11 protein-coding genes are annotated in these 10,331 nt (G+C 67.3%); 7 read left to right on the top strand and 4 right to left on the bottom strand.

All coding sequences use genetic code 11. The features are described from left to right. On the top strand, positions 1-1,232 hold a 1,232-nt coding region (locus BRAO375_RS04555), incomplete at its 5' end, for a L,D-transpeptidase (protein ID WP_035638930.1). A 66-nt stretch (positions 1,233-1,298) separates the two neighbouring features. Here the strand turns inward: BRAO375_RS04555 and BRAO375_RS04550 are convergent. Then, on the bottom strand, positions 1,299-1,976 hold the full coding sequence (locus tag BRAO375_RS04550; RefSeq protein ID WP_009026277.1) for a hypothetical protein: 678 nt from the start codon (positions 1,974-1,976) through the stop codon (positions 1,299-1,301). A 324-nt stretch (positions 1,977-2,300) separates the two neighbouring features. On the opposite strand from BRAO375_RS04550, the gene BRAO375_RS04545 reads away from it, so the two are divergent. Further along, complete coding sequence (locus BRAO375_RS04545; RefSeq protein ID WP_009026276.1) at positions 2,301-3,215, top strand: PaaI family thioesterase; 915 nt, start codon at positions 2,301-2,303, stop codon at positions 3,213-3,215. Between the two features lie 33 nt (positions 3,216-3,248). On the opposite strand, the gene BRAO375_RS04540 is transcribed toward BRAO375_RS04545, so the two are convergent. Together BRAO375_RS04540 and BRAO375_RS04535 are read right to left on the bottom strand one after the other, a co-directional pair. Further along, a complete protein-coding gene (locus BRAO375_RS04540) occupies positions 3,249-3,602 on the bottom strand; it encodes a DUF2200 domain-containing protein (protein ID WP_009026275.1) in 354 nt (117 codons plus the stop codon). Between the two features lie 63 nt (positions 3,603-3,665). Next, positions 3,666-5,192: a serine aminopeptidase domain-containing protein gene (locus tag BRAO375_RS04535; protein ID WP_009026274.1), complete on the bottom strand. Its 1,527-nt coding sequence runs from the start codon at positions 5,190-5,192 to the stop codon at positions 3,666-3,668. Positions 5,193-5,359: 167 nt separating this feature from the next. Between BRAO375_RS04535 and BRAO375_RS04530 the strand changes: the two genes are divergently transcribed. The 3 genes from BRAO375_RS04530 to BRAO375_RS04520 all read left to right on the top strand — a co-directional run bounded on the left by BRAO375_RS04530 (position 5,360) and on the right by BRAO375_RS04520 (position 7,806). Continuing rightward, positions 5,360-6,079 (top strand): RibD family protein, encoded by a 720-nt coding sequence (locus BRAO375_RS04530; protein ID WP_009026273.1) that lies wholly within the window; start codon positions 5,360-5,362, stop codon positions 6,077-6,079. Beyond that, positions 6,072-7,349: a flavin monoamine oxidase family protein gene (locus tag BRAO375_RS04525; protein ID WP_009026272.1), complete on the top strand. Its 1,278-nt coding sequence runs from the start codon at positions 6,072-6,074 to the stop codon at positions 7,347-7,349. The genes BRAO375_RS04530 and BRAO375_RS04525 overlap by 8 nt, the downstream gene beginning before the upstream one ends. A 70-nt stretch (positions 7,350-7,419) precedes the next feature. Then, positions 7,420-7,806 carry a VOC family protein gene (locus tag BRAO375_RS04520; protein WP_009026271.1) on the top strand — a complete coding sequence of 129 codons (387 nt, stop codon included), beginning with the start codon at positions 7,420-7,422 and terminating at the stop codon, positions 7,804-7,806. Positions 7,807-7,818: 12 nt separating this feature from the next. Here BRAO375_RS04520 and BRAO375_RS04515 read toward each other — a convergent pair whose 3' ends face one another. Continuing rightward, complete coding sequence (locus tag BRAO375_RS04515) at positions 7,819-8,751, bottom strand: LysR family transcriptional regulator (RefSeq protein ID WP_009026270.1); 933 nt, start codon at positions 8,749-8,751, stop codon at positions 7,819-7,821. A 123-nt stretch (positions 8,752-8,874) separates the two neighbouring features. Here BRAO375_RS04515 and BRAO375_RS04510 point away from each other — a divergent pair, with 123 nt between their 5' ends. Further along, positions 8,875-9,228, top strand: coding sequence for a protocatechuate 4,5-dioxygenase subunit alpha (locus BRAO375_RS04510; RefSeq protein ID WP_009026269.1), 354 nt, complete (start codon positions 8,875-8,877; stop codon positions 9,226-9,228). Between the two features lie 5 nt (positions 9,229-9,233). Next, positions 9,234-10,070 (top strand): class III extradiol dioxygenase family protein, encoded by an 837-nt coding sequence (locus tag BRAO375_RS04505; RefSeq protein ID WP_009026268.1) that lies wholly within the window; start codon positions 9,234-9,236, stop codon positions 10,068-10,070. Positions 10,071-10,331 lie beyond the last annotated feature (261 nt).

Genomic DNA, 10,331 nt, shown 5'->3' with positions numbered 1-10,331 from the left:
AGGACAAAGACCACCATTCGACGCTCTATGACGATGCCTGGATGCCGAACATGCAGCGCATCACCTGGAACGGCGTAGCGCTGCATGGCGGTCCGCTGCCGGGCTATGCGGCCTCGCATGGCTGCGTCCGCATGCCCTACGGATTTGCCGAGAAGCTGTTCGACCGGACCTGGATCGGCATGCGCGTGATCATCGCGCCCGGCGATGCGGCGCCGGTCGAGTTCTCGCATCCCACCTTGTTCAACCCGAGTGCCGACGCCGTCGCCGCCGTACCGTCGCGCGCTGCGACATTGAGCCGCGAGGCCGAGGACGCCGCCAGGGTCGCCGATGAGGCCAAGTCGGCCGCGGCGGCCGCCGAGCGGGACGCCAAGGCGCTGAAGGCATCGCTGCGCAAGCTGGAGCAGGCCAAGGCGCGGGCCGAGGCCGAGCTGAAATTCGCCGACAAGAAGGTGGCCGCGGCCAAGACCGATCAAGCCAAGGCGCAGGCGGAGGACGCCAAGCAGAAGGCTGAAACGAAGGCGACGGAGGCGGCGGCGCAATTCGAGGCTGCCAAGACGGATGCGACGGCGAAGCTCGCCGCGGCTGCCACGACGAAGGACGCCGCCAAGGCGGCTACCGCGAAGAAGTCCGAGACCAGCAAGGCGGCGACCGAGGCGAGGCTCGCAGCCGAGCCGGTGTCGGTCTACATCAGCCGATCGACGCAGATGCTGTATGTCCGGCGCAACACCCACAAGCCGGCGCCCGACGGCGGCGGCGAGGTGTTCGATACCTCGATCGAGTCGCCGGTCACGATTCGCGATCCCGACCGGCCGCTCGGCACGCATATCTTCACGGCGGTGGCGCAGAACGGCGCCGGGCTGCGCTGGACGGCGGTCACCATCGACGACGGCGACGACGCCAAGGATGCGCTCGACCGCATCACCATTCCGAAGGACGTGCTGGCCCGGATCGCGCCGACGGCAGTGCCACGCTCGTCGATCATCGTCTCGGACGAGCCGCTGTCGAGCGAGACCAACTATCGTACGGAGTTCGTGGCGGTGCTGAGCAATCAGCCGCAGGGCGGCTTCGTCACGCGGCGGCCGACCACCAATGTCGACGTCGCGAGCGGTGACGGATATGACGACGGCTTCGGCAATTTCTTCCAGCGCAGCTGGGACGGCCAGCCGGTGGCGCCACCGCGCCGGCGTGGCCCGCCGGTCTATTACCGGCCGGTGCAGCCGAGCTGGTGGTGACCAGCCGGGCCGCTGGCTGACCACGCCCGGAGCGTGGTCAGCCGCCTCGTGAATCGGTCCACCAGGTCAATTGCGGCCTGCGGGCACGACGCCGGGCCACTGAATGACGAATGGCTGGACGAGTTGCGGCTCGGTTTCGGTCGTGCGCGCAACGCGACGGACGCGATGCTTGGCCGTGCGGCTGATTGAGCTGGTGGCCTCGCGGGCGGTCTCGATGCGGGCGACCTGCTGGCGGATCTCTCCGGTGGTGGAGCGCAGCTGGTCGATGCCGATCTCGTTGGTCGCGGCCGCCGCGCGCAGCCCGCCGAGCTCGGCCGAGGTGTCTTCTTGCGCGGTGCGCAGGCGGATGGCCTGGCGCTTCAGCAGCGCGATGTCGGATTCGATCTTGTCGGCCACGTCGCGGCGGTGCGCCTCGGTCTCGTCGGCGGCGGTGCGCAAGCTCGCAAGGCCGGTCTCCGTGCTGGTGAGGCTGGCGCGCAGCTGGATCAGCTCGCCGGACGTATCGTTCTGACGGTCGCGCAGCCTTGCGGTCTCCGCCTTGAGCTGACCGAGCTCCGCGGTCAACGCGGCGACGCGGGTCTCGAGCGAAGGCGACTGATCCATCGCAAAGGAGAAGCTTTTGGCGCCGCCGCCGCTCCACCAGATCACGCCAGCGCTCGCGGCAAGCGCCAGGCTCATGGCTACACGGAGGGAGGCCGTGCCGCTCTTCGGCGGAACGTCCGGCGTCTTGGTGGATTTGTGCATCGATGGCTCTCCGGGATTCGATTGAGAGCATTATGACCATATTAAGGTTGCCAATGTTCTAAGCGCACTGCGTTCGCGCGACATTCGAAGCACGTAGATTTGCGGGGCGCGCGTGGACGGCATCGGCTGCTCAACTACAAAGATGTGCGCTTCAAGGTGCGGTAAGCCATCGACGCATCCGAAGGTTGTCATTGGGGAGTATCACGCCGCGAGCTCGGCTCGATGTCACGGTGTCCTTCGGGATCAGGCTGCTGTTCGCACGCGAGGCTCACCCAGCGGAAAAGCACTTCGCAGCCTGATCCGATCATGATCTAAGTCGCAGCCATGTCCGACACCCCGAACACCGCCGCCCCTCTGCCCTTCGAGCAGCTCGCCGAGGCGATCCGGCATCGCCGCTCCGTCTACGGTCATATCAGCGGGCTCAGGATGGAGCGCTTCGCGCCGGGCGAAGCGTGGTCGATCTTGCCGTATCGCGACGTGTTTGTCGGCGACAGCGATACCGGCGTGATCCATGGCGGCGTCGTCACCGCGATGCTCGACGAGAGCTGCGGCATGGCGGTGCAGCTCGCGCTCGACGGCGCCAGCGCGATCGCCACGCTCGACCTGCGCATCGACTATCAGAAGCCGGCGACGCCCGGGCTCGACATCAAGGCGCATGCGGTGTGCTACCGCGTCACCCGCTCGATCGCCTTCGTGCGCGCCACCGCCTACCAGGAGGAGGAGAGCGAGCCGGTTGCCACCGCGACTGCCTGCTTCATGATCGCTGCCAACCGCACCAACATGCTCACGGATCGCCCCGCTTTCACCGGCGCGCCGCCGCCGCTCGAAGCGCCCGAGGATGCCACGGGCCTGTTTGCCAACAGCCCCTTCGCGCGCTGTCTCGGCATTCGCCTGGCTGGCGACGACACGCTGGTGATGCCGTTCTCGCAGCAGATCATCGGCAATCCCGTGCTGCCCGCGATCCATGGCGGCATGACCGGCGCGTTTCTGGAAACGGCTGCGATCGTCACCGTCATGCGCGAGCTCGGCGTCTCGCCGCCGAAGCCGATCGGCCTCACCATCAACTATCTCCGCTCGGGCCGTGCGCTCGACAGCATCGCGTCCGCGTCGATCGTCAAGCAGGGCCGCCGCGTCGTCGCCTTCGAGGCGCGTGCCTGGCAGGATGACGCCACAAAGCCGATCGCGACCGCGTTCGGTCATTTCATGCTGCGGCCAGCGCCGGGGCAGGAGCAGGACTGAGCCGCGAGCGCAACCGCGCGCGTCGAGAGCCGATCACGGCTGGCGCAGGATCTTGTCCATCGTCTTGCCGCGCGCAAGCTCGTCCACCAGCTTGTCCAGATAGCGGATCTCCCGCATCGTCGGCTCTTCAATCTCCTCGATGCGAACGCCGCAGATCATGCCCTTGATCAGGGACCGCGCAGGATTCATGGCGGGCGCCTGCGCGAAGAACGTCTCGAAGTCCGTCTGTTGCTCCAGTTGGGCCTCGAGCCCGCTGTGATCGTAGCCGGTCAGCCAGCAGATGATCTGATCGACCTCGGCCTTGCTGCGTCCCTTCTTCTCGCCCTTGGCGACGTAGAGCCGGTACACGCTCGCGAAGCTCGTCGTGTAGATGCGGTGTTTCGCCATGCGCGCCTCCTCTCCCGGATTGATATCACGCGGCAGCCTACGGGTGCAGCTGTGACCAGAGTATCAGCCGGGCAGGAACATCGGAAACGACACGCCGAGCGACCACGCCAGGATCAGGCCAAGCCCGATGCCCTCCGCCATCGGTGAGCCGGTCCTGCGGCCGACGCAGCCGCCGATCAATCCGAACACGATGAAGAACAGCACGATGACAGGAATGATGATCAGCAGGAAGAACAGCCGTCTGAGATCCAGCGCCACCGCGCCGCCGAGCGAAGCCAGGAAGGCAGCCCGTATCCACAGCGTCCGCCACAGCGCGGCATGGCCGCTTTGGTTGGCGATGCTGTCCGCCAGCATGGCGGGAACGGCGCCGACGGCGATCGCGGCGATGATCGGCAGACGGGCCGGGATCGGCATGAACGAGGCGACATAACGGTCGAGCGCGCCGCCGAATATGGCGATGCCATAGGCAGCGAGTGCGAGCGCCGCGAGCCAGGCCACGCGGCCGAAACGAACACCCATCAGGCGCAGCAGCGCCAGCGACAATGCGCCGTAGACGAACAGATGCACGGCGAGATAGTCGGCCACGAGCACCGGCAGGAAGCGTGTGTTGACGAAGCGCAGCGCGAGCGGCGTCACCACGGCCGGCAGCAGGGTGGCGATGGCCAGGTTACGAAAGGGAATCGGACGCGGCGCCGCATCGCTCTTCGGCAGCAATTCGGTCAAGGGCCACGCCAGCTGCACGATGCCTGCGAGCAGCAGCGCAATCGCGCCTCCGGTGGCGACGACCGGGCCGCTGCTGGTGCGGCCGAACACCTGGTCGAGCCAATCGCGCGCCTCGCGCAGTGCCGTCGTCGAATACAGCACGCTGACATGCTCCACGCCGGGAGCCACCACGGCACGGCGGCCGCTGCCCGCGGCGGGATCGCCCACTGTGTCGCCTTCGCGCGCGGCGGGGTCGGCACGCTTGAGATTGCGCAGCGCATCCCCCCGCAGCGCGCTCTCCCATTCGCCGGTGATGATCAGCAGGTTGCGCGGTGCGTTGGCCGTGACCGCTTCCGAAAACATCGAGATCGCCACCGTCGCCGAGACGCGCGGATCGGCCAGCGCCTGGCGCACGATAATATCGGACGCCATGGAGTGCCCGAGCAGCGCCACACGGCCGTCGGCGCCCGGTAATGCCAAGGCGGCGTCGGTGACGCGGCCGATCTCGCTCATCAGCTTGCGCGTGGTGCCGTCGACGCGGGTGACATCGCCCGACATCGGCGTCGGATTGCGGCCATGGCCTTCGAAGTCCAACGAGACCGCGAGATAGCCGGCCTGCGCCAGAGTCAGCGCATAGGCCTCCATGAACTGGCGCGAGCCGGCGAAGCCGTGCGCGATGACGACCACCGGTGCGGCTGCGGCGCCCTCGCGCCGATAGACCGTCATGGGCGTCGTGCCGGCCTGCAGCTGCGTGATGCTCACACCGTCGCGCGCGGCTTCGAGCCGCCAGAGTCCGGCTGCGCAGAGCGCAAGGCCGGCCAGCGCCGCCGCCAGCAAGGCGACGCCGCGCATTCCAATGGCGTTTCGTCTGCGCGTCGCGCCGTCCATGACCTGCTCCGTTCCGGCCAAATCTAGCTGACGGATCTGTCGGACGACAGCGCCATGGGCGGCGACGGCACGCATCGGGACATGGCCGGCGATCGAACGAAATTTGCGCCGCTTCGTTGACAAGCCCCGGAGGAGCCATATTCGTTGCATGCCGAAAAGGAGCGCTCATGAAACCTGACGTGATCTGCCTGATGGCCTCGAGCGTCGATGGCCGTACTCTGCCGAGCCGCTGGCGCCCGAAGGGATCCGGCGATCTGTTCGAGCAGGTGCACGACCAGCTCGGCGGCGATGCCTGGCTGATCGGCCGCGTCACCGGCCAGGAATTCGCCAAGGGCACGGCCTATCCGGCCACGACGACCGAGCGTTTTCCGCGTGAGACCTGGATCGCGCGGCGCGATGCCAAGGCCTATGGCATCGTGCTCGATGCCCACGGCAAGATCTGCTGGGGCCGATCGGATATCGGCGGCGATCCAATCGTGGTCGTGCTGACGCAGGCCGTCTCCGATGCGCATCTCGCCGGTCTGCGCGGCGAGGGCGTCTCCTACATCTTTGCCGGCGAGCGGCAGCTCGACCTGGCCGTCGTGCTCGATATTGTCGCGCGCGAGCTCGGCGTGAAGCGGCTGCTGCTCGAGGGCGGCGGCGGCGCCAACGGCGCGTTCCTGCGCGCCGGCCTGGTCGACGAGTTCAATCTCGTCCTGTGTCCGGCCGTCGACGGCGCCAAGGGCGCGCCCAGCGTGTTCGATTCCACCGACAGGGAGGCGGGCGAGCGGGCGCCGATCACGGCGATGACGCTCGAGAGCAGCACGGCGCTGGCCGGCGGCGCGTTGTGGCTGCGCTACAAGATCACCAACGGCTCTGCAGTGCCGGCCCAGGCCAGCCATGGCTGAAGGACGGGATCACATCATCGTTGTCGGCGCCGGTGCTGCGGGCCTGATGGCCGCGCGCGAGCTGACCTCCGCCGGACGTCAGGTGACGCTGCTGGAAGCGCGCGATCGCTGCGGCGGGCGCATCCATCCGCTTGCAGAGGACGTGTTCGGCTACCGAGCCGACGCTGGGGCTGAGTTCATCCATGGCGAGGCGCCGGTCACCTATCGCTTGCTGAAGGAGGCTGGCCTCTCGGCGCAGCCGATCGAAGGCGAGCGCTGGCATGTCGATAACGGTGCATTCACGCGCAACGATCCGGCCGACCGGCAGATGGAGCGGCTGCATCAGGTCCTGGCGACGCTGAAGGAGGATCTCACCGTCACGGCGCTGCTCGATCGGCATTTCTCCGGCGCGGAGTTCGCGGCGTTGCGCGACTCCGTGCTGGGCATGGTCCAGGGCTACGACGCTGCCGATCCGGATCGCGCCAGTGTCTTCGCGCTCCGCGAGGAGTGGATGGGCGGCGAGCGCGGCGGACAGGCGCGCATCGTCGGCGGCTATGGCGTGCTGCTGGATCATCTTGTCGCGGAATGCCGCGCGCGCGGCGTGAGCTTCGCGTTTCAATCCGTCGTGACGGCGATCGAAAGCGTTGATGGCGGCGTGACCGTTCATTGTCGCGACGGCCGCACGCATCGCGGCGACACGGTCATTCTCGCCGTGCCGTTGCCGCTGCTGCAGAGCATCGCGCTGCCGCCATCGATGCGCGGGCAGGTCGCCGCTACGGCCGACATCGGCTTCGGCAACGTCATCAAGCTGCTGCTGCGCTTCGGGCGGCGATGGTGGACGACGATGCAGGGCCACGATCTCTCGGACATGCTGTTCATACTGTCGGATGCCGAGGTGCCGGTGTGGTGGACGCAGCATCCGAGCGATCATGCCGTGCTGACCGGCTGGCTTGCCGGACCGCCGACCGACGCCTTCCAGGCGCTCGACGAGACGATGCTGATCGAGACAGGATTGGCGGCGCTGGCGGGCATCTTTGACAAGCCCGTGACCGTGCTTCGGCAGGACCTCCTTGCAGCCCATGTGACCGACTGGGGCAAGGACCCGTTTGCGCGCGGTGCCTATTCCTATGCGACGCTGGCGACGCGCCGCGCGCAGGACGTGCTCACGCGCTGGGACGGCGGGCCTGTGCTGATCTCCGGCGAGGCGCTGTATCAGGGGCGCGACATGGGGACGGTCGAGGCGGCGTTGGCGAGCGGTCTTGCGACGGCGCATCGCATCCTTGCGCGATGATGGCGCGTGATGTTGCGGTCGCAGGACCGTCGCTCTATCGTCGGTTGGTCACGATACAAAAGGATCCCTCATGCTCGACCACGTCGGCTTTCCGGTCTCCGATTTCGCGCGCGCCAAGGCCTTCTACACCGCCGCGCTGGCGCCGCTCGGTTATGTCCTGATGATGGAGATCACCGACGCGCAGACGGGCGGCCATGGCGACCACGCCGGCTTCGGCGATGGCCGGCCGGATTTCTGGATCGGCACCGGCGGCAAAGCCGCGACCTCGACGCATGTCGCGTTCCGCGCCAAGGATCGCGCCACCGTCGATGCGTTCCATCAAGCGGCGATCGCGGCCGGCGGACGCGACAATGGCGCCCCCGGGCTGCGGCCGCACTATCACGAGCACTACTACGGCGCCTTCGTGCGCGATGCGGACGGCAACAATGTCGAGGCGGTCTGCCATTTGCCGGAGTGAGGTGCTCTCCGACTACACCATCACCGGCATGTGCTCGGCGGCCGCGGCAAGGCTCGGCGCGACCACGATCTCGAGCTGTTGGCGCAGCCAGCGGTGCAGTGGATCGTCGTGGTGGCGCAGGTGCCAGACCATGTACATCGGCATGACAGGGCAGGGCACCGGCACCGGCGCAATCGCAAGGCCGCGCAGCATGTAGCCGCGCAGCAGGCTCGGCAAGGTCGCGATCATGCGGCTGCCGCGCAGGAACGGGCCGATGCCGCCGAAGCCCGGCACCTGCGCGACGAAGCGCCTGACGATGCCGCGCTCGGCCAGGACCTCGTCGATGTCGAGCCGGCGGCGCGGCTCGTAGAGGACCGTGACATGGTCGCTGGCGAGATAGTCTTCCAGGCTGTCAGGCGGCTCGCGCTGGCTGGCGTCATAGAACACGCGATAGCTGTCCTCGAACAGCCGCTTCTGCAGGATGTCGCTGCCCTCGGGCGGGCGCGGCGTGATGATCAGCTGGCAGTGCTCCTCGCGCAGCATCTCCGGCGTCGGCGCGCCCGACGGGATCACGCGCAGGCTGAGGCCCGGCGCCTGGGCGCGGGCGTAGCGCAGCAGCGTGGGCAGCAGCAAATCGCGCTGCAGATCGTTGGCTGCGATCGTCACCTGCGCGGAGATCTTGGCCGGCTCGAACGCGGCGGCGTGTGAGAAGCTTCTGAGATCGTCCAGCAGCGCGCGGGCGCGCAGCGCCAGCAACTGCGCATGGGCTGTCGGCACGATGCCGCGGCCGGATTTCACGAACAGCGGATCGCCGGTGATGGCGCGCAGCTTGTCGAGCAAATGGCTGACAGCCGACTGCGTCACGCCGAGCCGGTGCGCGGCGCGCGTCACCGAGCCCTCCTCGATCACGGCGAGCAGCAGCTGCAGCAGGTGGCCGTCGAGGTCCAAATGATCGAATTGGCTCATGGATCAGATCGGCCTGATGGCCTTTATCGGCGGTGTGTTCCGGCAATACTGGCGGGCATGGAACGCGCCGCGTTTGATCCAGATCAAGCGCGGCCGCTCAGAACGCTTTCAAGGGAGGTACCAATGTCCGCAACATCGGCCCGGCAGCCCGTGCCCGGCACTACCATCTTCGACGGCGAGCAGGCCCGCAAAGGCTATGCCCTCAACAAGATGTGCTACTCGTTCAACGACGCCGCCAACCGCAAGGCCTTTGTCGCCGACGAGGACGGCTATTGCGCCAAATATGGTCTCAACGCACAGCAGCGCGCCGCGATCAAGAGCCGCAACGTGCTGCAGCTGATCGAGGCCGGCGGCAACGCCTATTACCTGGCAAAATTCGCCGGCATCTTCGGGCTGGACATGCAGGACATCGGCGCACAGCAGACCGGACTGACCAAAGAGCAGTTCAAGGCCAAGCTTCTGGCGGCACGGGGGTAAGCATCATGGCAAAGATCGTCGGCAGCATCACCACCTCGCACGTTCCAGCCATCGGCGGCGCCATCGCCAAGGGGCTTCAGCAGGATCCGTATTGGAAGCCGTTCTTCGACGGCTTTCCGCATGTCCGCGAATGGCTCGCCAAGGTGAAGCCGGACGTCGTCGTGCTCGTCTACAACGACCACGGGCTCAACTTCTTCCTCGACAAGATGCCGACCTTCGCGGTCGGCGCCTGCGAGAGCTACAGCAACGCGGACGAGGGCTGGGGCATTCCGCAGACCGCGCCGTTCAAGGGCGACAGTGAATTGTCGTGGCACCTGATCGAGCATCTGGTGAAGGAGGATTTCGACCTCACCACCTGCCAGGAGATGGTGGTCGATCACGCCTTCACCCTGCCGATGGCGCTGTGCTGGCCGGACCAGAAATGGCCGGTCCGCGTCGTGCCGGTCGTCGTCAACACCGTGCAGGCGCCGCTGCCCTCGGCCGCGCGCTGCTACAAGCTCGGCCAGGCGCTGGCGCGGGCGATCGAATCCTGGCCGAAGGACGAGCGTGTCGTCGTGATGGGCACCGGCGGCCTGTCACACCAGCTCGACGGCGAGCGCGCCGGCTTCATCAACAAGGACTTCGACGAGAAGTTCATGGCCAGCATGGTCGACGACCCCGCCTGGGCGACGAAGTACTCGACCGCCGAGCTGGTCGAGCTGTCGGGCACGCAGGGCGTCGAGCTGCTGAACTGGATGGTCGCCCGCGGCACCTTGCCGGAGAAGGTCCGCAAGGAGCATGCGAACTACCACATCCCGATCTCGAACACGGCGACGGGACTGATGGTGCTGGAGCCGGCGTAGCGGCTTTTATTCGTCTGACTTGTCGGACGGGAATGACTCAAATCCGGTCCGACAACAAACATCACGCGGTATGGGTCCCGGCTCGAGGCCGGGACGACAGCGGAGGGGCGGGGCGCGACCGCGCGCTAAAATCGCCGGTGGGTTAGGTACGACCGCGCCACATCACCGGTGTCGTCCCGGCGAACGCCGGGACCCATACCGCGGATGCTGTCGAGGGACGTTGGTGTCAGTTGCTCACGTCGGCGCGCACCGCCCGTGTGG

The organism is Bradyrhizobium sp. ORS 375 (genome assembly GCF_000239775.1).
In the GTDB taxonomy this organism is placed as follows: Bacteria; Pseudomonadota; Alphaproteobacteria; order Rhizobiales; family Xanthobacteraceae; genus Bradyrhizobium.
This window is presented reverse-complemented; position numbering and strand designations above follow the sequence as displayed.